This window comes from Neorhizobium vignae, assembly GCF_000732195.1.
GTDB classification, from domain to species: Bacteria; Pseudomonadota; Alphaproteobacteria; order Rhizobiales; family Rhizobiaceae; genus Neorhizobium; species Neorhizobium vignae.
In genome coordinates this window covers 302,463-325,334 of record NZ_JNNU01000003.1, presented here as the reverse complement: position 1 = coordinate 325,334, position 22,872 = coordinate 302,463, and the positions used below count along the sequence as shown (strand labels likewise).

At 62.1% G+C, this 22,872-nt stretch carries 21 protein-coding genes; 7 read left to right on the top strand and 14 right to left on the bottom strand.

The window, feature by feature from the left end; genetic code table 11:
• Positions 1-7 precede the first annotated feature (7 nt).
• Genes GQ59_RS06175 through GQ59_RS06155 form a run of 5 tightly spaced genes read right to left on the bottom strand, consistent with a single transcriptional unit; the run spans position 8 to position 5,471 of the window.
• Positions 8-1,198 (bottom strand): M24 family metallopeptidase, encoded by a 1,191-nt coding sequence (locus GQ59_RS06175; RefSeq protein WP_037078842.1) that lies wholly within the window; start codon positions 1,196-1,198, stop codon positions 8-10.
• Positions 1,195-2,052, bottom strand: a complete 858-nt coding sequence (locus GQ59_RS06170) for an ABC transporter permease (RefSeq protein ID WP_037078840.1) — start codon at positions 2,050-2,052, stop codon at positions 1,195-1,197. Before GQ59_RS06170 ends, GQ59_RS06175 begins: the two co-directional genes overlap by 4 nt.
• 8 nt (positions 2,053-2,060) lie before the next feature.
• Positions 2,061-2,978, bottom strand: coding sequence for an ABC transporter permease (locus tag GQ59_RS06165; RefSeq protein WP_037078837.1), 918 nt, complete (start codon positions 2,976-2,978; stop codon positions 2,061-2,063).
• Between the two features lie 34 nt (positions 2,979-3,012).
• Positions 3,013-4,473: an NAD(P)-binding domain-containing protein gene (locus GQ59_RS06160; protein ID WP_037079203.1), complete on the bottom strand. Its 1,461-nt coding sequence runs from the start codon at positions 4,471-4,473 to the stop codon at positions 3,013-3,015.
• A gap of 26 nt (positions 4,474-4,499) precedes the next feature.
• The gene (locus GQ59_RS06155; protein ID WP_244447917.1) at positions 4,500-5,471 is read right to left on the bottom strand and encodes a LysR family transcriptional regulator; all 972 of its coding nucleotides are present in this window, start codon (positions 5,469-5,471) and stop codon (positions 4,500-4,502) included.
• Between the two features lie 208 nt (positions 5,472-5,679).
• On the opposite strand from GQ59_RS06155, the gene GQ59_RS06150 reads away from it, so the two are divergent.
• Positions 5,680-7,119, top strand: coding sequence for a DUF6880 family protein (locus GQ59_RS06150; RefSeq protein ID WP_037078834.1), 1,440 nt, complete (start codon positions 5,680-5,682; stop codon positions 7,117-7,119).
• Between the two features lie 99 nt (positions 7,120-7,218).
• On the opposite strand, the gene GQ59_RS06145 is transcribed toward GQ59_RS06150, so the two are convergent.
• Genes GQ59_RS06145 through GQ59_RS06135 form a run of 3 tightly spaced genes read right to left on the bottom strand, consistent with a single transcriptional unit; the run spans position 7,219 to position 10,004 of the window.
• Complete coding sequence (locus GQ59_RS06145; protein ID WP_037078832.1) at positions 7,219-8,358, bottom strand: mandelate racemase/muconate lactonizing enzyme family protein; 1,140 nt, start codon at positions 8,356-8,358, stop codon at positions 7,219-7,221.
• A gap of 13 nt (positions 8,359-8,371) precedes the next feature.
• Positions 8,372-9,292: a dihydrodipicolinate synthase family protein gene (locus GQ59_RS06140; RefSeq protein ID WP_244447916.1), complete on the bottom strand. Its 921-nt coding sequence runs from the start codon at positions 9,290-9,292 to the stop codon at positions 8,372-8,374.
• 1 nt (position 9,293) lies between these two features.
• A complete protein-coding gene (locus GQ59_RS06135) occupies positions 9,294-10,004 on the bottom strand; it encodes a GntR family transcriptional regulator (protein WP_037078830.1) in 711 nt (236 codons plus the stop codon).
• A 121-nt stretch (positions 10,005-10,125) separates the two neighbouring features.
• Here GQ59_RS06135 and GQ59_RS06130 point away from each other — a divergent pair, with 121 nt between their 5' ends.
• Genes GQ59_RS06130 through GQ59_RS06110 form a run of 5 tightly spaced genes read left to right on the top strand, consistent with a single transcriptional unit; the run spans position 10,126 to position 15,369 of the window.
• Positions 10,126-11,721 (top strand): ABC transporter substrate-binding protein, encoded by a 1,596-nt coding sequence (locus tag GQ59_RS06130; RefSeq protein ID WP_037078828.1) that lies wholly within the window; start codon positions 10,126-10,128, stop codon positions 11,719-11,721.
• Positions 11,722-11,745: 24 nt separating this feature from the next.
• Entirely contained in the window at positions 11,746-12,807 is a 1,062-nt protein-coding gene (locus GQ59_RS06125) for an ABC transporter permease (RefSeq protein WP_037078826.1), read from the top strand.
• Positions 12,804-13,742, top strand: a complete 939-nt coding sequence (locus GQ59_RS06120; RefSeq protein WP_244447915.1) for an ABC transporter permease — start codon at positions 12,804-12,806, stop codon at positions 13,740-13,742. The genes GQ59_RS06125 and GQ59_RS06120 overlap by 4 nt, the downstream gene beginning before the upstream one ends.
• Positions 13,735-14,583 carry an ABC transporter ATP-binding protein gene (locus tag GQ59_RS06115; protein WP_152564247.1) on the top strand — a complete coding sequence of 283 codons (849 nt, stop codon included), beginning with the start codon at positions 13,735-13,737 and terminating at the stop codon, positions 14,581-14,583. Before GQ59_RS06120 ends, GQ59_RS06115 begins: the two co-directional genes overlap by 8 nt.
• A 9-nt stretch (positions 14,584-14,592) precedes the next feature.
• Positions 14,593-15,369: an ABC transporter ATP-binding protein gene (locus GQ59_RS06110; protein WP_201772419.1), complete on the top strand. Its 777-nt coding sequence runs from the start codon at positions 14,593-14,595 to the stop codon at positions 15,367-15,369.
• A 143-nt stretch (positions 15,370-15,512) separates the two neighbouring features.
• On the opposite strand, the gene GQ59_RS06105 is transcribed toward GQ59_RS06110, so the two are convergent.
• The 6 genes from GQ59_RS06105 to iolG all read right to left on the bottom strand — a co-directional run bounded on the left by GQ59_RS06105 (position 15,513) and on the right by iolG (position 21,653).
• A complete protein-coding gene (locus GQ59_RS06105; protein ID WP_037078822.1) occupies positions 15,513-16,301 on the bottom strand; it encodes a TIM barrel protein in 789 nt (262 codons plus the stop codon).
• A gap of 196 nt (positions 16,302-16,497) precedes the next feature.
• Positions 16,498-17,625, bottom strand: coding sequence for a Gfo/Idh/MocA family protein (locus GQ59_RS06100; RefSeq protein WP_037078820.1), 1,128 nt, complete (start codon positions 17,623-17,625; stop codon positions 16,498-16,500).
• A gap of 10 nt (positions 17,626-17,635) precedes the next feature.
• A complete protein-coding gene (locus GQ59_RS06095) occupies positions 17,636-18,415 on the bottom strand; it encodes an ATP-binding cassette domain-containing protein (protein WP_037078818.1) in 780 nt (259 codons plus the stop codon).
• Between the two features lies 1 nt (position 18,416).
• On the bottom strand, positions 18,417-19,523 hold the full coding sequence (locus GQ59_RS06090; protein WP_037078816.1) for an ABC transporter permease: 1,107 nt from the start codon (positions 19,521-19,523) through the stop codon (positions 18,417-18,419).
• A 66-nt stretch (positions 19,524-19,589) separates the two neighbouring features.
• Positions 19,590-20,513 (bottom strand): sugar ABC transporter substrate-binding protein, encoded by a 924-nt coding sequence (locus GQ59_RS06085; RefSeq protein WP_037078814.1) that lies wholly within the window; start codon positions 20,511-20,513, stop codon positions 19,590-19,592.
• A gap of 147 nt (positions 20,514-20,660) precedes the next feature.
• Positions 20,661-21,653 carry an inositol 2-dehydrogenase gene (gene iolG, locus GQ59_RS06080; RefSeq protein WP_037078812.1) on the bottom strand — a complete coding sequence of 331 codons (993 nt, stop codon included), beginning with the start codon at positions 21,651-21,653 and terminating at the stop codon, positions 20,661-20,663.
• Between the two features lie 85 nt (positions 21,654-21,738).
• Between iolG and GQ59_RS06075 the strand changes: the two genes are divergently transcribed.
• Positions 21,739-22,842, top strand: a complete 1,104-nt coding sequence (locus GQ59_RS06075) for a LacI family DNA-binding transcriptional regulator (RefSeq protein ID WP_244447914.1) — start codon at positions 21,739-21,741, stop codon at positions 22,840-22,842.
• The last annotated feature ends 30 nt before the right edge of the window (positions 22,843-22,872 follow it).

Below are 22,872 nucleotides of genomic sequence, written 5' to 3'. Positions count from 1 at the left end.
CGGACGCTCAGACCTCCAGATAGCCGCCGGCCGAGCGGGTCAGATACTCGCGGCCGGTCTCGGTGACGAGAACGGTATCGGAGATCTGCGTCGCGCAAACGCCGGGAACGCGGATATTGGGCTCGAAGGTGAAGATCATGCCCGGTTCGAGGACGAGCGAGGACGATGCGTCGAGCGAGGAATGTTCGTGCGCACCAAGCCCGATCCCATGGCCGATACGACCCGGGATGTTAGCCCCGTAACCGCGTGCCTTCAGTCCCTCGCGGGTCTTCTCGAACAGGTCCTTGTAAGGCGTGCCGGGCCTGATCAGGGCATCGACCTCTTGGCGGATTTCGAGAATGGCGTCGAGCGCCCGCTTGTTGACGTCCGGCAGCGGGCCCATCGCGACGGTGCGCTCGTTTTCGGCGTGGATGCCGTTGGCGATCGTCCAGATCAGCACCGAAACGGCCTCGCCGCGCTGAGGCTTGCGCTGGGTGGGATTGTCGCAATTGTAGAACATGCGCGGCCCCGAAAGCACCCAGGTGGCCATGCCGTTCTGGACCCCGCCTTCCAGCGAGCCGAAGTCGCAGACCTCGACATCGGGATATTCGGCGGTCCACAGCGTGTTCATCGCATGCATGGAGGCGATGGCGACCTCCCGCTCGTTGCCGCCGGCCGCAAGCGTTGCGACCGCCGTATCCATGCCAAGATCGGCCGCCCGCGCGGCGATGCGGGCATTGGCGATCTCGTCAGGATCCTTGATCAGACGGCAATGGTCGATCAGATGGCTGACATCGGCGAATGCCGCGTCCGGCAGCGCCTTGCGCAGCTGACCGGCCCGCTGGATCGAGATGAATTCCTCCTCGATGCCAACGGTCTTGCCGGCCACGCCGAGATCGGCAAGGATCGAGGCCAGCGCATCCTGCCAGTTCGGCCCCATGGTGACCTTGGTCGACCAGGAACCGTAGAGGCGGATATCCGGCACCCAGGCGCTGGCGCGGCCGTGATCGTCGCGCAGCGCATGCACAAGCATGATCGGGTCATGATCCGGGGTCAGGATGGCGATCACCGGATGGGAATAGATGATCGGGTTGAAGCCGGTGAAATAGAAGCTGTTTTCCGGTTTGAAGGAGACGATGACATCGACACCCTGCCGGGCCATGCCGGCCTTCAGGCGTCCGACGCGGGGCGGCAACGTGGAACGGGAAAGCTGGTTCATCGCATGGTCCTCAATTTCGGATCGAAGTGATCGCGCAGCCAGTCACCCAGAAGGTTGACGCTGAGCACAGTCAGGAGAATGGCAATGCCGGGGAAGGTGACGATCCACCAGGCGGTCGAGATATAGACACGGCCGTCGGCCAGCATGCGGCCCCAGCTCGGATTGGGCGGCTGGACGCCGAGCCCGAGAAACGAAAGCGCCGCATCCATGATGATGATGCGGGCGAGTTCCAGCGTCGCGATCACCAGCGCCGGGGTCATGACGTTCGGCAGCAGGTGCTTGAGCATGATGCGCCAGGTTCCCGCACCGATCGCATGGGCCGACAGGATGAACTCACGTTCGCGAAGGGCAAGCACCTGGCCACGGATGATGCGGGCGTAGCGGAGCCAGCTCGTCAGAGCGAGCACGATGACGAGGTTGCGGGTCGAGGGTCCGAGCGCCGCAACCACCAGAAGGGCCAGAAGCATCAGCGGCAAGGCGAGCTGGATATCGACGATGCGCATCAGGACGCGATCGACCATGCCGCGATAGTAACCGGCGACAATGCCGAGCAGCGTGCCGACGATGCCGCCCAGAATGACGGCCGCGGCCGCAATCGCGAGCGTGATCCGGCTGCCGTGAACGATGCGAGACAAGATATCGCGACCGAGCTCGTCGGTGCCGAACGGATGGGCGCCGGGCGAAAACAATCCCGTCCAGGTGGGAGCCACCATGCGGGCAAGCAGGTTGGACCGCGTCGGCACCGGCAGGCCGAGATAGGGCGCGAGAGCTGCGGCCAGCACGAAGACCGAGACCAGCAGGAAACCGAACAGTCCGGCGCGGCTTTTCAGGAGGGCGAGGAAGAACGCTTTCATGGCCGCACCTATCGCCGACGGATGCGCGGATCGAGCACGCCATAGAGCAGATCGACCAACAGGTTGACGACGATGAAAATGGCGGCGACCAGGGCGACCCCCGCCTGGATGACCGGGAAATCCTGGGCCTGGATCGCCTGCATGATGATGCGCCCGACGCCGGGCCAGGCGAACACGGTTTCGATGACCACCGATCCCCCGAGAAGCTCGCCGGCGATGATGCCGATCATCGTAATCACCGGGATCAGCGCGTTTCGCGCGATGTGCCAGAAGAACACGGTGCGTGGCAGCAGGCCCTTGGCGCGCGCGGTCCGAACATAGTCCTCACGCATGATGTCGAGCAGCGACGAGCGGAGCAGACGGGCGATCGAGGCCGACACGAAGACCGACAGCGTCAGTCCGGGAAGCACAAGATGCGCGACCGTTCCCGAGCCACCCGTCGGGAACCAGCCGAGATCGACCGAAAATACCAGGATCAGCATGATGCCGAGCCAGAAAACCGGTGTCGCCTGGCCCAGAAGAGCCGCCACCATGACGATGAATTCCGAGATGGTGCCGCGTTTCAGCGCCGCGATGGCACCGGCCACCGCTCCGATCAGCGTTCCGAACACAAGCGCGGTACCGGCGAGCGTGGCGGTTACCGGCATGCGTTCGAGAACGACGTCCATGGCGGGGCGCTGGTGCTGGAACGAAATGCCGAAATCACCCCGGACCATGGCCAGAACGGAGATGAGATATTGTTCGAGGATCGGGCGGTCGAGGCCAAGCGAGGCCCGGAGCGCGTCGAGGTCCTGCTGGCCGGCACCGACCGGCAGCAGAAGCACGGCCGGGTCGCCGAGAACGCGGCTCACGAAAAAAACGATCGTGACCACGCCCCATATGGCGAGCAGCGATTCTGCCAGCTTGCCGACGAGATAGCGGGTCACGGCCAGGCCCTCGTGCGATGGAGAACGGCGGTCGTCATTCGGCCGCTCCCTTGAGGATGGCCGGGATCAGCGCGGCGGAATCCGTCCACTCGTCGCCAAGCAGCTCCGGCGTTTCAAACGCGACGAGATTGGCGAAATGGGTTTCGCGATCGGCGACGAAGAGATTGCGGGCGATGCCGCGTGCAAGCCGACGACCGCCGTCGCTGACCGCCGGTATGTCGCCCGACAACTTGCCGTGGCTGAGCGAGGCCGGATAGTTGAAGCAATGGACGAGGCGCAGCGACGGGCAGCTGCCGGGAAGCTTTTCGAGAAACTCGAAATCGGGACCGAGATAGGGAGACGTGGCGAGCTCGCCATTTTCCATGCCCTTTTCGGGCGTGAAGACGTCGCTCCAGAACTGAATGTAAGGCGCGAAATGCGTGAGTTCAGGGCGGCGATCGAGATCGACCCGAAAACCGGTGGCGAAGATCGCGAAATCATAGTCGAATTCGCCGCGGCTGGTTTCGACGACGATATGGTCGCCGCTTTCCCGCAGGCCGGTCACCGCCGTGCCGAGGAAAAACCGGCTGTTTTGATGTTGCGACACCCGCAGGGTGGAATCGCGAGGCGGCGGCGTCTGGGCGTCGAGCACATAGTCGAGGAATTTCCATTTCCACGCATCGCTGAGGCCGGCAAAACCCTGAACGACGCCCTGGCTGGCGATGCCGGTGAACTTGTTGATGCGCGGCAGCTCCTTGCGCCGGATGATCATATCGACCTGGCCGGCACCCGCTTCGAGCGCGGTTGCCGCATTGTCCATGGCGGAAGCCCCTGCCCCGACGACCGCGACGCGCTTGCCCTTCAGGGCCGGGAAATCGATCTCGTCGGCGGAATGGGCCCAGAATTGTGGCCGCACCCGCTCGACGAATTCCGGCACGTAACCGCCGCCGAGGCCGTCACGGCCGGTCGCCAGAACCACGTGCCGGGCATAAAGCCGTTCCTGCCTGCCGGTTTGCGCATCCGAAACATCGAGAGCGATCAGGTCTTGGCTGACCGGGATCATATCGGTGACGGTGACGAGATTGCGGACCGGCAGCTGAAGGACGCGGCGGTACCAGATCAGGTAGTCCATCCACTGCGATTTGGGGATCTTGCCGAGCGCGTCCCACGCCTGCGCGCCGAACTGCGAGACATACCACGCCCTGAATGTCAGCGCCGGCAGGCCGAGCGCCGGCCCCGGCAGCTGTTTGGGAGAGCGCAGCGTTTCCATGCGCGCGAACGTCACCCACGGCCCCTCCTGCCCTGCGGGGGAACGGTCGAGGCAGACGACGTTATGGATGCCGAGCATTTTCAGCGAGGCGGTCGCCACCAGGCCGCACATGCCGGCGCCGATTACGACGGTGTCGAAAACTTGGACACCATCATATTCGGTCGCCGGCACCCACTCCTTGGGAGGGAGTTCGAGAAACGACAGGTCCTCGGCAAGCCGCTGCTCAAGCGCTTCCAGGCCTTTCATCGGCTGTGCATCCTGCGCCTTCAAAATCACTGCTCCTGTGCATTCGCGCCGGCGCCGAAAGTCACATCCGCCACACGTTCGATATGGCCGGGATCATGCGCCACGAAGCCCGGTATGCGGGCGGCCGAAATCCTGATGATCAACTGGATGAGCTCCAGAACACCTTCCGAAAGCGGCTTGGAAGCGGCCGAGAAAACGCCCCAGAGAAACGGGATGTCGACATCGAGTGGCCGGATCTCGACGTTCTTGAGCTGCAGGCCGTAGGCGGTGGCGGGCTCCACGATGGAGACCCCGAAACCGGTGGAGGCAAGCTGCAGAGCATTCAGCGCCGCATTGGTATCGACGACGCGCGATGGCCGGACATCGGCCATCTGCAGGGCCTGGTTGACGCGGCGGCGCAGCCGGAAGGGATTGGCCATGGTGATAAGGCAGCGATCGGCAAGGTCGCGAACGGAGATGATGTCCTTGTCCGCCAGAGGATCGTCGGCTGCCACCGCTGCAACGCAAGGCGCCTGAAACAGGCCGTGCACATCAAGGCCCGGATGTTCGACAGGCAGCGAAGCGACGCAGAAATCCGCGGTTCGGGCAAGCACCGACTGGACGGCCGCCTCGGCCGAAATGCTGCGCAGATGCACATTCCGCGGAATGAGGTCCGCCGGCATTTCCGCAAGCGCGAGCGGCACCAGACCGCTTGCGAATGCCGGGATCGCAGCAATCTCGATCGGCGCCGGCTCTTCCGAAAGGATATTCCTGGCGCGCTCCTTGAGTTGGCCGATGCCGGTCAGGAAACGCTCGGCATCCGAATGAAAAGCGATGGCTCGCGATGTCGGCGTGATGCGGGGACCGTTGCGGTCAAAAAGCGCAAAGCCGACGGAGGCTTCGAGTTCCTGAATGAGGCGCGTCACCTGCGACTGCGAGCGGTCGAGCAGCCGGGCGGCAGCGGTGATGCTGCCTGCCGACATGACTGCGAGGAACACTTCGAGCTGCTTGATTTCCATCGCCGACCCATAATGCGTAAAATGCAGCATTGACCTGTATCAATTCAAATATTGCATGGTTCTCTTTTTAAGCAAACAAAATTTGTGCCTAATTCGTGATCTTTTGGAAAGTTTGTTTCGATGATGGCGGTACGCCGAGAATAACCTCCCGGACCTTGCGCCATCCGGCCGCAAGGCTAATGTCCGATGCGAACAGCAGCGGAAGCCCATGGCAGCCAAGACGACGACACTCAACGCCAAAAACCTGGAGGCCCTCGGCGCGCCGCGCCTGGCCGAACTGCTCATCGAGATCAGCACCGGCAGCGCGGCAAACAAACGACGGCTTCGCATGGAGCTCGCAGGCAATCACAGCGGCGCCGAGATTGCACGCGAAGTGCGCAAGCGGCTCACGAGCATTGCCCGTTCGCGAACCTTCATAAACTGGCGCAGGGTGAAGGCAGTCACGAAGGATCTGGAAACACAGCGGAAAACGATCGTCGATATCGTCGCCCCCGACGATCCGAAGGAAGCCATGGAACTCGCCTGGCAATTCCTGGCGTTAGCCGATCCCATCTTTCAGAGATCCGCTGACGGCAGCGGCTCGATCATCCAGAGCTTCCACCAGGCGTGCGCGGATGCCGGCGTGATCGCCAGGTCGCCGGGTATCGAGAAGGATGCCCTTGCCGACAAGATCTTCGCGGCGGTGCAGAACAACGATTATGGCCAATATGATCCGCTGATCGCGGCTATGGCGCCCTCACTCGGCAAGGACGGTCTTCAACGGCTCAACGCCCTGTTCGTGCAGTGGTCGAGGGAACCCGAGGACAGGGTCGCTCAAAGCCACCGTCAGGTCATCGGCTGGAGCAGCAAAGGGCCGATCTACGAAGACCAGGCCTACGAAAATCACCGGGAACGGACGGTGCGCATTGCCCTGCAGGAAATCGCCGATGCCCAGGGCGACGTGAATGCGTATATCGCCCAGCAACCTGAAAAGACCCGCAAGGCGCCCCTGGTGGCGACAGACATCGCGCGCCGGCTCCTTTCTGCAGGCCGCGCCGCCGAGGCACTCGAAACGCTGGACGCGGTCGATACCCGGGGCCGTGTCGACGCTCCGATCGAGTGGCAGCTCGCACGCGTCGAGGTGCTCGAAGCCCTGGGGCGCGCGGAGGAAGCCCAGGCGGATCGCTGGACGTGGTTCGAGCAGTCGCTGAACGACGTGCACCTGCGTGCCTTTATCCGCCGGCTACCGGACTTCGACGACATGGAGGCCGAGGAAAAGGCATTCGTTTATGCCCAGGCGTTTCCGGAGGTGCATCGAGCGCTCGCTTTTTTCCTGCACTGGCCAGCGATGGTCGAGGCGGCCAAGCTCGTGCTGAAGCGGAAGGCAGAACTCGACGGCGATCTCTACGACCTGATGACGCCAGCCGCCGAAGCTCTGGCCGAGAAATACCCGCTCGCGGCAACAATCGTGCTGCGCTCGATGATCGACTTCACGCTCGAAAACGCCCGATCCAGCCGCTACAAGCACGCGGCGCGGCATCTTGTCAGATGTGCATCGCTTGCCCCGTACATCGACGACTTCGCAGGCCTCGGTTCCCATGATGCCTATGTCGCGAGACTGAAATCTCGACACGGTCACAAGCGTGGTTTCCGAAGCCTGATGCCCTAGCTCGCGCGACCGCCGGCGGCAGCGGCTGACAGGTCAGGAAATCTCCCTCCTCACCGGCCAGCAACGGGGTGCGTGCTATATGGTGGCCTGGCCCTTGTTTCACGGATAGGCGGTCGAGCCATCCGGCTTGCGGGTGATTTTCCGCTCCCAGTGAACGTAATCGTCCTTGGCCAGCACTTTTTCGTCGATCTCGATACCCCAGCCCGGGCGATCCGGGCGCAGGTTCATATATCCGTCCACCGGCATATAGGGGTCGAGCGCCCAGGGCGCATGCACATGCGGCTTGAACTCCAGGATCTTGAAGTTCGGCTGGGCGGCGCAGAAATGGATGTTCACGGCGGTTGCCAGCGGCCCCATCGGGTTATGCGGCGCAATCGTCACGTAATGCGCTTCGGCGATGGCAGCGATGCGACGCATTTCGGTGACGCCGCCGACGACGCAGATGTCCGGTTGGATGATGTCCGCACCACGGGCCGTCAGCAGCGACAGGAACTCGAAGCGATTGTAGAGAGATTCGCCGGTTGCCAAGGGCACCGTTACCTTCGACTTCAGCTCCGCCCATGCGGGGATATGTTCCGGCCGTATCGGTTCTTCGTAAAAAAGCGGATCATAGGGTGCGATCGCGGCCGCCATTTGGACAGCCTGGTAGGGTTCGTAGATCTTCGCGTGCGAATCGAAGGCGAATTCGAAATGCGAAGGGGTGATCTCGCGGATCTTGCCGAAATAGTCGCCCGTTTCCTTCACCAATTCGCCCCAGCGGCTGTTGTGAAGATCGCGGCGATAGGGGCTCAGCTTGAACGCGGTATAACCGTAGTCTGCATTGAGCTTGAGCGTCTGATCGAGCGCGTCCTGCGGATCGGGTGCGGTGTAAACGCCGCAATAGACGCGGACGCGGTCACGCACATTGCCGCCGAGCAGCATGTAGACCGGCAGACCCGCAGCCTTGCCGGCGATATCCCACAACGCGTGATCGATTGCAGAAATCGCGGCAAGGCCGAGCGCCCCGGGAGGAAACCGGCACTGTTGGTTGAGCTTCAGAACGAGGAATTCCACGCGGCGCGGGTCTTCGCCCTCGATCTGATGGAAAAGGTAATCGAGAAGCGGCGGAAGCGCCAGGTCGGGGCCGTGATTGTAGCATTCACCCCAGCCGGAAATGCCTTCGCTGGTCTCGATCTTCAGCAGCAGGCGAGGACGCTCGTCCACGCGCTGCATGTACGTCTTTATTCCGGTAATATGCACTTTGGTTTCCTCCTCAGGCGGCAATCGTTTCGGTTTTGACGCGATCGACGATGCCACGCAGAAGCCGCCGCTCATCGTCGTTGAGGGCGACGACGCCCGGGACGCGCACCGGGCCGACATCGGTGCCGAGCATGCCGAGCGCTTCCTTCACAACCGTCACGTTGGCGCCGTTGTTGTATTTGGTACGGAGCATTTCGAAGCCGGCAATGCCGTCGATCAGTTCGCGTGCCCTCTCATAGTTACCGGCCTCCAGCGCGCGATGGATCGCATGCGAGCGCTCGGGGAATACGTTGACGAGACCCGACGTGAAGCCCTTGGCGCCCATGGCGTAGAATGCCGGCGCCCAGCCTTCGGCCAGACCGCAGACCCAGATTGCCGGAGCGTCATGGGTGGCTCGAATGACGTCCGCCAGCAGCATCAGGTTCGACGAGGCAAACTTGATGCCGGCAATGTTCGGATGCAGGGCGAGTTTGCGGAAATCTTCGACCGAAAAGCTGTCGCTGCGTACATAGGCGATGACCGGTACGGTACAGAAATCCGCCAGTTCCAGGAAATAGCCGGCCTGATAGGATGGCCCGGCAAACGGGTCCATGGGATGGTGGCCCATGATCGCATCCGCACCTTCGGCAATCGCGTCTTTCGCAAGCGCCTTTGCTTCGGTCAGCGAGCGGCCGACGGCAGCGCTCACCAGCGACATGCCGTCGGCGGCCTTGATCGTGGCGGCATGCACCGTGCGGACTTCGTCCATGGTGAGCGTGAAGAACTCGCCGGTATTGCCGGCCGCCATCAGGTTGTGCACCATGGCGGCTGCCAGCCGCTTGATCAGCGCGGCGAGCTTTTCGACGTCGACAGTCCCGTCTTGCCGGTAAGGCGTCACCGGAACACCCGAAATGCCGGTCAGCGCCTTTCTTACAGTCTGCAACCTGTCATTCACGTCAGATATCCTTTTTGTTGCCGAAAACGATGTTCAGATAGGTTTCACCGGAGCGCACGACATGGTTGCGCATCTGCCGTTCGGCGAGATCCGCATCACCCGTGACGATGGCCTTGGCGATGGCGGTGTGCTCTTCGAGCGCTTTCTGACGCTCGGCGGGATCCATGTGGATGACGCGGCGGATGCTGGCGTCGTAGAATTGCTGCCGTTCGATCAATTTCGCGAGGTAACCGCAGCGGGAACTGCGGTGAATGTGTTCGTGGAATTGCTCGTTGAGGGAAACGAGGCTGTCCGCATCCGCGGACAACGTCGCCTTGGCCATCAGGTCGGCTATCGCCGTCAACTCGGCGCCGGCCGGCTTGCCGATGCGCTTTGCGGCCAAGTGTGCGATCATCGACTCAAGCGCCGCGCGAGCGAGAATCATCTCCTCCGCCCAGCTCATATCAAACCGAATGATAACGCCGCGCCGGGGTAGAGCCTCGACCAGGCCTTCCGTCTCAAGTTGGCGCAGGGCCTCCTTGATCGGCGTCGTGCTTACGCCGAACTGCTCGGCGAGGCTGCGCTCGTTGAGCTTCTCCCCCGTCGCGAACCGTCCTGCAAGGATAGCGGCTCGCAGGGTGCGATGGACGTGATCCCGCACCGTCATCTGAAATTTCGGATCGATCTTCGCAAACGCTTCGGACCGTGGGCTTCCAGTTGGCTCAGGAATCATTTTTCGCGAAATCCGTTGACGAGACAGTGAGATTGTGGGATCTGATATACCAGACTTCAGATCTATGTCGATACGAAAATCTGTCGTCGATGCGATTTGAGGAGCCCGGAGGAGGATTTTTATGCTTAGACGTCACGTCATTCTGCTTTCCAGCATCGCTGCCCTGTCATTGGCTGCGCCAAGCCTTGCTTTGGCGGCGACGCCGAAGGATCAACTGGTCGTCGCCATGGACACCTCGTCCCTGCGCGGGCTTGACCCCAACGAGATAAACCAGCTGGAAGCCGCCGAGATCGTCGCCAATCTGTACGAGCGGCTGATCGTCCTGCCGGCCGACGACATATCTAAGCCGCAGCCTGGCATCGCCGAGAGCTGGACGGTTTCTCCAGATGGCAAGACGTTTACGTTCAAAATCCGCTCGGGCGTCAAATTCCACTCCGGCAACCCGCTGACCGCAAAGGATGTCGAATGGTCGCTGCGCCGGCTGGTGAAGCTTGGCCTCGCGCCGTCGACGGACCTGCGCCAGTGGGGTTTTACGGCTGACAACGTCGAAAAGCTCATTCGCGCGACGGACGGTTCGACCGTCGTTGTCGAAACCCCCGAGGTCTGGAATTCAAACCTCATCCTCTATTCGCTTGCCAGTTTCTCCACCTCGATCCTGGACAGCAAGTTCCTTGCCGACAAGGACAAGGGCGGCGATATGGGAAGGGAATTCCTGCAGACCGCCGACGCGGGCTCCGGCCCCTATACGTTGCGGACATGGCGTGTCAACGAGCTGATCATCGCCGAGGCGTTCAAGGACTACTGGCAGGGCGAACCCAAGATGCGCCGCGTTTTGCTGCGGCATATCCCTGAATCGTCCGCCCAGCGCCTGCAGATCGATGCCGGCGACGCCGATGTGGCGACGCGGCTTTCGTCCACGGACCTCGGCGCGCTCGAAACGGGGGGCAAGGTAACGATCCAGAAGACCCCCGGCTTCGGCTTTTACTATCTGGCCCTGAACCAGAAGGATGAAATTCTGTCGAAGCCGAAGGTGCGCGAGGCGTTCCGCTACCTAATCGATTATGACGGCCTCGCGGGCACCGTCATGAAATATTACGGTATCAAACAGCAGACGATCGTGCCGGCCGGCCTGCCGGGCGCGATCGACAAGAACCCGTACAAGCTCGATATCGAAAAGGCCAAGCAGCTTCTCACCGAGGCCGGTTATCCGAATGGCTTTTCCAAGGTCTATTACGCGACGCCGGTAACGCCCGAATACGAAGTCGCCCAGTCGCTTCAGGCCAATGCCGCCAAGGCCGGCATCAAGCTCGACCTGCAGGGCGGCGACCATATCGGCAAGTTCCGCAACCGCCAGTTCGAGATCTTTTCGGCCCGCTCAGGCGACCGGCTCCCGGACCCGCATGCGGTTCTGCAATCCTATGCGACGAATGCCAACAATACCGACGAGGCCAAGCTCGTCGGCCTGAATGCCTGGCGCACGGCCTGGGATGTTCCCAAGGAAATCCAGCAGATGGTCACCGCTGCCGCGCACGAGACCGACCAGTCGAAGCGCGCCGGACTCTATACCAAGATCAACGAGGCCTATCTTGCTTCGTCGCCGGCCCTCGTCACCTCGTTTCTGCGCACCGACGCCAAGGCGGTTCGCAACGAAGTGAAGGGCTATATCGGCCATTCGACCTGGCTGACCCGCTGGGACACGGTCAACAAGGGCAATTGATCGCCTCTTCTAGGAACTGCGCAATTGAGCATGTCACAGACCATCGAAACGCGACGCGCGGGCAGCAGAAAGCTGCTGTCCGCCGGGCGTAAACTTGCCACGTCGCTCGCGGTGATCGCGACGACCTTGCTTGGCCTTCTGATCATCACCTTCGTCGTCGGCCGGATGATCCCGGCTGACCCGGTCATCGCCGTGGTCGGCGATCAGGCGGATCAGTCGACCTATGATCGCGTCTACAAGGAGATGGGGTTGGACAGGCCCATCTATGTGCAGTTCGGCTCCTATCTTGCCGATATCGTGCGGCTGGATTTCGGCCAGTCGCACGTCACCAAAAACCAGGTGGCGAGTGATCTCGCGCGGGTATTCCCCGCAACGCTGGAGCTCGCCACGCTCGCGACGATCATCGGCGCAGGGTTCGGGGTTCCCCTCGGCATCCTGTCAGCCGTGCGGAAAGGGACCTGGGTCGATCATCTCGCCCGTATCGTTGGGCTGCTCGGGCATTCCACGCCGATCTTCTGGATCGGCACGACGGTGATCCTCATATTCTACGCCAACTTCGGCGTCATTCCCGCCGGTGGCCGCATTGACATCTATAACGAGGGGCTTGTCGAAGGGCCGACGAACTCGCTGATCATCGACTCGCTTCTCGCCGGGGAATGGAACGTCTTCTGGAGCGCGCTCCACCATGTCATCGCGCCCGCGCTCATCCTCGGTTATGCGGCCATGGCCTATCTCAGCCGCATGAGCCGCAGCTTCATGCTTGAACAGCTCCGGCAGGAATATATCCTGACGGCCCGCGCAAAGGGCCTCGGCACGCGGCCGATCATCTGGCGCCACGCCTTCCGCAACATCCGGGTCCAGCTGCTCACGGTCGTGGCGCTCGCCTATTGCGGCCTTCTCGACGGCACCGTGCTCATCGAGACGGTATTCTCCTGGCCGGGCCTCGGCCAGTATCTCACCTCCGCCTTGTTCTTCGCAGACATGAACGCGGTTCTCGGCGGCGTCCTCCTGATCGGCATCATCTCGATCGCGATCAACCTCCTGTCGGATATCGTCTACCGCTTCATCGATCCCCGAACCCGATGACCCAGGACCCCGGTACCGCCATGACCAAATCCGGTTACTTCACCGACCTTCACAACTGGCTCATCAACGAGGACTTCACCTCCACGAAGCAGGCCAGACTGCACAAGGCCTATGTGGCCTGGCTTAGCCTGCTCGCGAACCCGCTGGCGTTTGCAGGCTTCGCCGTGGTCATAACCCTCGTCATCATTGCTGCGCTGGCGCCCGTGCTGACGGTCTACGACCCCTACGGCCAGGATCTCGCGACGGCGCTCAAGGCGCCTTCGGCAAGCCACTGGTTCGGCACCGACGAGTTCGGTCGAGACGTCTACACACGCGTCGTCTACGGGGCGCGCACGACGCTCTATATCAGCATCCTGGTGACCGTCATCGTCGCTCCGATCGGCTTCGTGATCGGTGCCAGCGCAGGTTATCTCGGCGGCTGGGTCGATGTCGTGCTGATGCGCATCACCGATATCTTCCTCTCCTTCCCGAGCCTTGTCCTGGCGCTGGCGTTCTCGGCGGCACTCGGGCCCGGCATCGAAAATGCGGTGATCGCCATCGCCTTGACCATATGGCCGCCGATCGCCCGGCTGGCGCGGGCGGAAACGCTGACCTTCCGCCATGCCGACTTCGTCGTCGCCGCAGAACTGCAGGGCGCGCGCATGGGCCGCATTCTGCTTCGCCATATCGTGCCGCTCTGTGCGCCGTCCATCATCGTCCGCCTGACTCTCAACATGTCGAGCATCATCCTCACCGCCGCGGGCCTCGGCTTCCTCGGCCTCGGCGCCCAGCCGCCGATGGCCGAATGGGGCGCCATGGCCGCCGCCGGACGCAAGTATCTTCTCGATGCGTGGTGGCTGACGACGATCCCGGGCCTTGCAATCCTGGTCGTCAGCTTGGCGTTCAATCTCTTCGGCGACGGCCTGCGCGACATACTGGATCCCCGCAATGCTTAAACCGCCCGAAAACATCCTGACCGTTCAGAACATGTCGGTGGAATTCCCGACGCTGTCCGGCGTCGTCACCGCCGTGCGCAACGTCTCCTTCAGCGTCGGCCGCGAGAAAGTCGGCATCATCGGCGAATCCGGCTCGGGCAAGAGCACGGTCGGGCGCGCGATCATGCGGCTACAGCCCCCACAGGCGGTCGTTAAGGCTGACAGGCTGCAATTCGAAGACATCAACCTGCTGACCGCCCCCGAGGAGCAGATGCTTTCGGTGCGCGGACGGCGGATTTCGATGATCCTGCAGGATCCGAAATATTCGCTCAATCCGGTCATGACCGTGGGGGAGCAGATTGCGGAGACCGTCATCCTGCATGAGCGGGTCTCGCGGAAAGAAGCCCGGCAGCGGACGCTGGCCATGCTGGAGCGCGTCAACATCCGCGATCCGCAGCGTGTTTTCGACCTTTATCCGCACGAGGTTTCCGGCGGAATGGGGCAGCGCATCATGATTTCCATGATGCTGATCGCCTCGCCGTCACTGATCATCGCCGATGAGCCCACCTCGGCGCTGGACGTGACCGTGCGCCAGCAGGTTCTGTCCATCCTCGACGACCTGGTGACGGAGCGGAACCTCGGGCTGATCTTCATCTCCCACGATCTCAATCTGGTGCGCAGCTTCTGCGACCGCGTCATCATCATGTATGCGGGTCGTGTCGTGGAAACGATCGCGGCCGCCGATCTGGACGACGCGCAGCATCCGTATACCCGCGGCCTCTTGAACGCGCTGCCGAGCCTCGACCATCCGCGCGATCGGCTCGAGGTTCTGCGCCGCGATCCGGCCTGGTTGGAGAACTGAACCATGACCATGATCAAGGTCGATCATCTTGCGGTTTCCTATGGCCACGGCGACAGCCTCATCCGTGTCGTCAACGATGTGTCCTTCGAGGTTGCGAAGGGCGAGACATTCGGACTGGTCGGCGAAAGCGGCTGCGGCAAATCCACGGTCCTTGGAGCGCTCGCCGGCCGGAACAGACAATGGACCGGCTCCATCCGCATCGACGACGAGGCGATCGGCCAGAAACGGTCGATTTCACAGCTCGCCAAGCAACAGATGGTGTTCCAGGATCCGTTCGGCTCCATCCATCCCCGCCACACGATCGGGCGGACCTTGCTGGAGCCTCTGGAAATCCACGGCAAGGACAACCGGCAGGAGCGCGTCGAAAAGGCGCTCAAGGATGTCGGGCTGCCCCTCAATTTCCGCTATCGCTTCCCGCATCAGCTTTCGGGCGGACAGCGGCAGCGCGTAGCGATTGCCCGGGCACTCATCCTGGAACCGCGGATCCTGCTGCTCGACGAGCCCACCTCAGCCCTGGACGTATCCATTCAGGCGGAAATCCTCAATCTCTTGAAGGATCTGCGCGATCGGGAGAAGCTGACCTATATCCTCGTGAGCCACGACCTGGCGGTCGTCGCGCATCTTTGCGATCGCGTCGCCATCATGCAGAACGGTGGCTTCGTGGAAGTGGCGACTAAGGCGCAGCTGCTCGCCGACACCGTCGCGCATCCCTATACCCGCGTGCTGATGGATGGCAGCAGAGGTTATGTCGCCTCAAGGCGTTCGGTTGGCGTTAAAGCATCCTGATCGCAGAAGACAGATGAAGGCGGACCGGGATAACACATCCCGGGCTTCCGAACCGCTCAAGAAGCGCAATGCCCTTCCTGGCCAGTAGGCGATCACCGCCGGCCATGGCAAAGACCCCAGGCCAGGCAGGGACCGGAACTATCCTACCTGCGAAGTGTAAACGCGGCGCGAAATGCCTCGAGGGCACTCTCCGGATCGCCCTTTGCGAAAGCCTCCATGCCGACAGGCCCCCGATAGCCCATCTCGTGGAGCGCGCGCGCTATCATCGGGTAATTTACCTCGCCGGTACCGGGCTCGCACCGACCGGGCACATCGGCCACTTGCACCTCGCCGATCCATGGGAGGCAGGCACGGCAGGTTTCGATCAGGTTCCCCTCTCCGATCTGCACGTGATAGAGGTCGAGGTTGAGGCGTAAACGCGGATGGTTGACCGATGCGACCAGAGTCAGGGTATCCTCGGCACGTCCGAACGGCGTGCCGGGATGGTCAACCGGCAGGTTGAGGTTTTCCAGAGTGAAGACAACGTCTTCCTCCTCCGCCATGTCTGCGATGCGGCAAAGCGTGTCCCTTGCCTTCAGCCACATCCGTCCTGTCACCACATCGCTGGGTCGGGCCGGGAGCCCGCCCTCGCCAAGCCCGGTCCCATGCAGGTTAAGGCGCGCGACGCCGAGCCGCTTGCCGACCATGGCCGTTTCGCGCGCGGAACGCAGCAGTTCGTCGGCGCCCTCGGCGTCTGCAAGTCGCCCGGTAAGATAACCGTTCATGATCGAGAACGTGGCCCCCGATCTCTCCAGCCTGGCGAGATCGTGGTCCGGCCAGTTCCACAGGCCGACTTGAAAGCCCAGGTCGGCCAGCCGCGCGCAGCGCCACTCGATCGGCTTGTCGCGCCACAGCATTTCTGCACAGGCGGCGAGCGTGAAGGGTTGATCCATGTTTACTCTCTCGATTTTTCTGGGACATAGGAAGGTTCGTCTTCATTCGGGGCCTGACGCTGCCGCAGACGATGTTGTTAGACGTTCAGCCGATACGGGTCGCGAATGAGGCTCTGTCAGCTGGAGGTTCTCAGCCCTCAGTGCCGCATCGATCGCACCGCGCCGAATGGCGATGACATCACGTTCTCCCTCACGTTCACTGCATTTCGATGCGGACGACCGCTCCATTCGAGGCGGCCATGGCGTGAATGACCTTCTCGATGTCGAGCCCTTGGGCGAAATCGGGACCTGAGTTCGGACCGCCAGCGATCGCCAGCAGCAGGTCGCGCGCCTCGACCACCTTCTGCTCGTTGAAGCCGAAATTGTGTCCCGGCGCCGGACAGAAGGCGGTAAAGTCCGGTTGCCCGGGTCCGGTCAGATGACGCACGAAGCCGGCATCGCCGGCGCGATGCACCCACAATTCGTTCATGTTCTCCTGATCGAACACGATCGTGCCGTCGCTGCCATGCACCTCCCATTGCAGCCGGCACTTGCGGCCCCGTGCCACACGGGAGGTGGCGAACGAACCCTGCGCACCCGAGGCGAAGCGCAGGAGCGCCAGAGCACTGTCCTCGTTCTCGACCCGTTTCGGCCCATCTGGAGAAGGGCGCGTGGGGATGGTCACCTGGGTCTGGGCGACCACTTCGCTGACCGGCCCCATCAACGCCAGCATATGGCTCACGAGGTGGCAGCCAAGGTCGCCGAGTGCGCCCAGTCCGCCAGCCTCGTGAGTCATTCGCCACGACCACGGGAGGAGCGGGTCGGCCGAATAGTCTTCGTCATAGACGCCGCGGAAGGCGCCCGGTCGCCCGATCGCGCCGTCGCGGATCAGGCCGCGGGCCGCCTGGAAGGCCGGGCTCCTCAGATAGTTGTAGCCGAGGATGGTCACCTGGCCCGGATGTGCGGCTGCCGTCGCCGCCATGGCCTCGGCGTCGGCGAGCGTTAGGGCCATCGGCTTTTCCAGCCATACGTGCTTGCCGGCCCTGAGCGCCGCCTCGGCCATCGGGCGGTGCATGCCGTTCGGAGCAGTGATCGAGACTATGTCAACCTTTGGATCGACTACGGCTTCCTCCCAGCGCCCGGTGGCGCGGGCAAAACCGAACTGGCGGGCGAAGGCCTCGGCACTCTCCGGTGTGGCATCCGACAGGATCTCAAGCCGGTGATGCGCGCCGCCGAATACCGCGGCGACGTTGCGCCAGGCCATGGCGTGGCACTTGCCCATGAAGCCCGTGCCGATGAGGGCGACCCCGAGCGGACGTTGAGGGAGTAAGGACGAATTATCCATTCTGGCTACCTCAGACCGTTCCGCCGAGCGAGCCTTCGAGCTCGGCCATTTCCTGGCCGCCGGCCATCAAGTCCTGTAGCTGGGCGGCAGTGATTTCGCCGCGGGTAGCGGTGCCGAGCGTCTGCCCACGGTTGAGCACGGTGAAGCGGTCGCCCACGGCAAGCGCATGGCGGACGTTGTGGGAGATGAACACGACGCCTATTCCCTGAGCACGCACGCGGTTGATTGTCGAAAGTACATTGGCGGTCTGCCGCACCCCGAGCGCCGAGGTCGGCTCGTCGAGGATCAGCACCTTGGCTCCGAAATAGACGGCGCGGGCAATCGCCACGGTCTGCCGCTCACCACCCGAAAGTGTGCCGACCGCCTGGTCGGGGCCGCGCAGGTTGATGCCCATCTTGCGCATTTCCGCCATGGTAATCTCGTTGGCGGTGTCGATATCGAAGCGCTTGAACAGGCCCCGTCCCTTGGTCGGCTCGCGTCCCATGAAGAAGTTGCGGGTCACGGACATTAGCGGGATCATGGCGAGATCCTGGAACACCGTGGCGATGCCGGCCTCCATGGCGTCGCGCGGGCTGTCGAAGGAAAGCGGCCTTCCCTCGAAAGTGATGGAGCCCTCGGTCGGCTTGTGCACGCCCGACATGGTCTTGATGAAGGTCGACTTGCCGGCACCGTTGTCGCCGAGCAGGCAATGGCATTCCCCGGCGCGCAGGTCGAAGGTCACGCCATTGAGCGCGATGACGTTGCCATAGTGCTTTTTGATGTTTTCCATATGGATGATAGGGGCGGACATCTCAGCGCTCTCCGGTCACACGTCGGCGGATGACGTTGTTGAAGATCACGGCGAGCAGCAGCATCGCGCCGAGGAAAACCTGGAACCAGTCCTGGTCGAAGCGGGTATAGGTCAGCCCGATGGTGACCATGCCGAAGATGATCGCACCGAAGAAGGCACCGATCGCCGAACCGTAGCCGCCGGTCAGGAGGCAGCCGCCGATGACTGCGGCGATGATCGCTTCGAACTCCTTCATAAAGCCGCGGCGGGCGTCCGTGGAACCGGCATCGATCACAGTGATGATGGCAACCAGCGCGGCGGCCATGGCCGTCAGCATGAACAGCGAGATCTTGACCCGACGGACGGGCACACCGGAATTCTGCGCCGCCAAGGCGTCACCGCCAGTGGCAAAGATCCAGTTCCCGGCCGGCGTGCGCAGCAGGACATAAGTTGCGACCAGCGCGAAGGCGATAAACCAGATAATCTCGACCGGGATGCCCGGCACCTTTGGCACGCCGGATTTGAAGCTGTCGACAAGACCCGCCTTTGCCAGCCACGTCAGAATAAAGCCGAAGGCGTCACCGGAAAAGATCGGCGCCAGGAAATCGCCCTCGACTGCTTCGCGGATGCCGCGCAGCTGGGTGGAACCGCCGGTGAAGATTTTCAGGCCGACCAGTGATGCGCCCCTCAACACGAAAAGACCGGCGAGCGTGACGATGAATGAAGGCAACCCCGTGCGCAGCACGATCAGCCCGTTGGTCACGCCAAGTGCCGCGGCGAGCCCCATCGTCAATGGTATTGCGATGACGAGCGGCATGCCGATGTTGACAACGAAGACGCCAAAGACCATGCCCGCAAAAGCCACCATCGAGCCGATCGACAAATCGAATTCGCCCCCGATCATCAGCATGGCGGCGGCGATGCCGAGAATGCCAAGCTGTGCGGCCGGCGTCATGAAGTTCATGATCCCGGATAGCGTGAACATGGTGCGGTCTGCGGTCAGGAAAAAGAACACGGTGACGAGAACGACCCCTCCGATCGCCCCAAGTTCCGGCCGCTTCATGAGTTTCGTTGCGAAGGACTCGGTTTTGACCCGTTCGTCCGCTCGCACCAGCGTTTCTGTCGACATTGACCTGCCTCCTGATCGGTGGCCGAGCCGCGACGTGGAACGCTGCGGCCCGGCAATCAACTGCGGTTAACGGATGCCCTTGGCCGAAAGATCGATGACCTTGGCGGCAGCCTCCTTGGTCACGAGGTTCGGCCCGGACGGAACGTCACCACCTGGAACAAGGCCATATTGCGCATTGAGCGCGAGGAAGGCGACGGGCAGATAGCCCTGCAGGAACTGCTGCTGGTCGATCGCGAATGCCGCCTTGCCGTCCGCGATGAACTTGAGAAAACCGGCTGACAGGTCGAAGGTGGAGATCAACACCGTGTTGCGTCCAACCGCCTGCGCCGCCTTGACGCTGGGCTCGCCGACGAGCGAGGCGTTGAGTGCAAGGATTACATTCAAGTCCGGATCGGACTCCAGTGCTGCGCGCACCTTGGCTTCGACTTCCGCCGGATCGTTGGTGGTCGGGAGCACTTTGACCGCCTTGCCGAAACCTTCCTTGAAGCCGGCGCAACGCAGGTCGAGCGAAACGTTGCCGACTTCCTGATTGACGCAAATGGCCTTTTTGCCGCCCAGTTCGGCAAGCTTCTGGCCGGCGATCTTTCCGGCGTCAAATTCCGATTGACCAACATGCAGCAACGCACCGAGCTTGTGCGCGACATCCGAACCGGAATTCATGGAAATGACCGGAATGCCGGCAGCAACTGCGCGTTTGATCGCCGGACCCAGCGCGTCGCCATCAGGAATCGAGACGACGAGGCCGTCGGGGTCCTGGTTGACGGCGGCGTCGATCATCTGGCCCATCTGAACCATGTCGAAAGTTTCCGGCGAGCGGAACTGGACTTTAACGCCTGTATCCTTGGCCGCCTTTTCGACGCCGTTTTTCACCACCGACCAGAACGGATCGTTCGCCTGGCCGTGAGCCACGACGATGATGTCGGTCGCAAGGGCAGGACCGGCCATGGCGACGACCGCGGCGATGGCGACGGATGCTAATAATTTCTTCATGCTAACCTCCCGATTGAATTCCCCTTGGACGTCACTCCCGTACGTCCATTCCTCCGGCCAAGCAGGCCGGAACCGACAGCCGGCGGCGACACCTCCCGTGTGCCGCGGCAATGCGTGCGCGATGGCCCCGGCCACCGCCCTAAATGCTTAAGGCGCCAGATCGACCGATTGGCCCGACCGTGCCGACTGGGTCGCAGCCTCGGCCATCGCCAGCGCCGCAACGCCGTCCGCCAGCGTGACCGGGATGGGGGCACCGTCGAGAATGGCGCGCAGGAAGGCATCCCATTCCGCCGCATAGGCGCGCATGTAGCGCTCCAGGAAAAAGAACTCTGGCTTGGCGCTCGTCACGCCGGCTTTCGTCGCCTTGGACACCGTGTTTTCGAGTACATTTGCCGCCGACAGCAGTCCCTCAGCGCCCAGCAGCTCGACACGCTGGTCATAACCGTAGACGGCGCGGCGGCTGTTCTTGATGACCGCGATACGCCCGTCGGCATAGGTCAGCGTGACAACGGCGGTATCGACGTCGCCTGCCGCGCCGATTTCGGCATCGACGATCGACGTTCCAGTCGCGTGAAGGGTCTTCGGCGCATCTCCCATCAGGAAATTCGCCATGTCGAAGTCGTGAATCATCATGTCGCGAAACAGCCCGCCCGACACCTTAATATAGCTGACCGGCGGCGGAGCCGGGTCGAACGAGGTAATCGAAAGCAGTTCCGGCTTGCCGATTTCGCCGGCGTCCAATGCCGCCTTGACCCTTGCAAAATTCGGATCGAAGCGACGATTAAAGCCGATCATGACCGGAACACCAGTGGCCGAAGCCATCGCCAAGCATGCCTTGGCTCGCTGCAGCGAGAGATCCACCGGCTTTTCACAAAGCACGGCTTTGCCGGCCTTCGCGGCCTCCTCGATCAAATCGGAATGGGTATCAGTAGAGGTCGCGATCAGCACGGCATCGATCGAAGCGTCCTTGAGGATCGCCTCGGAACTCAGTGCCTTCGCATCGTAGAAGCTGGCAAGGGATCGCGCAGCCTCGTCGTTAACGTCCGCCACGGCGACCAGTTCGCTCCTGGCATGACCGGCAATATTAATGGCGTGCACACGGCCAATACGGCCGGCACCGAGCAATCCAATTCTCAGCACTATTATCCTCCCGAAAGCGGCCTCCCGCCGCCTTGAAACGGACTATCCTTACATTTGCTCGCGCGAGCAAGAAAAATCTGCTCCCGTGAGCAAAAAAGATGGGATAAATGAAAAAGGCGCTATCAATGGAGGCGAAACCAATACAAAACAGAGGCGGGAGATCGGAATGCCGAACCAAAAGAGACCCCCTTTTGCCGAAAACGTCACGGCGGACGATGTCGCAATCGCTGCAGGCGTGTCGCGCTGGACGGTCAATCGCGCCTTCCGCAAAGATGCATCCATCTCGCCGAAAAGCCTCCAGAAGGTGATGGTTGCGGCAGAGCGTCTCGGCTATCTGCCTGATTTGCGTGCCGCAAGCCTCGCCTCGGACAGATCCAACCTGGTAGCGCTGCTGATCGACGACTTCGCCAATCCGCACAAGCTGGTCATGATGGAGCGCCTCACCCGTATCCTGCGGCGCGAGGGCTGGGACATCCTGCTGGTAAACACGCTGAACAGAGACGATGCTGGCCATGCGCTGCTGAACGCAAGCCAGCGGCGCGTCGACGCGGTAATCCTGATCGGCATCCAATTTGACGACGACGTACTGGAAACAGCGCTGCAGGCTCGCCGCTTCCGCAAGCTGATCGTCTTCGCCCGTAGTTCGGAGAACCCGGACACCATCTCGATCGCAGTCGATGATGTCGGAGCAATGACAGAACTGGCGCGTTACGTGCATCAACGCGGATACCGACGCCCTCTATTCGTTGCAGGCCCCCAAAGCCATTCGGCACATCTGCTCCGGAAAGAAACATTTCTCGAATACTGGGGGAAACATTTCTCGTTCCAACCCGAGTCGGTCACGGTTCCTGCCTATGATCCCGCGCTGGCCGCAACTATCGTGATGGAAACGTTAAGCCATCGGGGGCCATCAGACTTGCCGGATGTCATCGTTTGCGAGAATGACGCACTCGCAATGGGGGCAAGTGACGTTATCCGGCACAAGCTGGGACTGGAAATTCCCAAGGACATCGCCATTACAGGTTTTGACGACGTGCCCCAGGCGGACAATCCAAACTACCGCCTCACCACCTATCGGCAGCCCCTTACGGAAATGGTTGAATACCTCGTCAAAGTTTTGGCGGATCCGGAAGAGCGGGATCTCAATCGTCTTTTTACGGGAAGATTGATACCGCGACACAGCGCCTAGGACTAGCTTGAGAGTAAGGGGCCGCGAAGG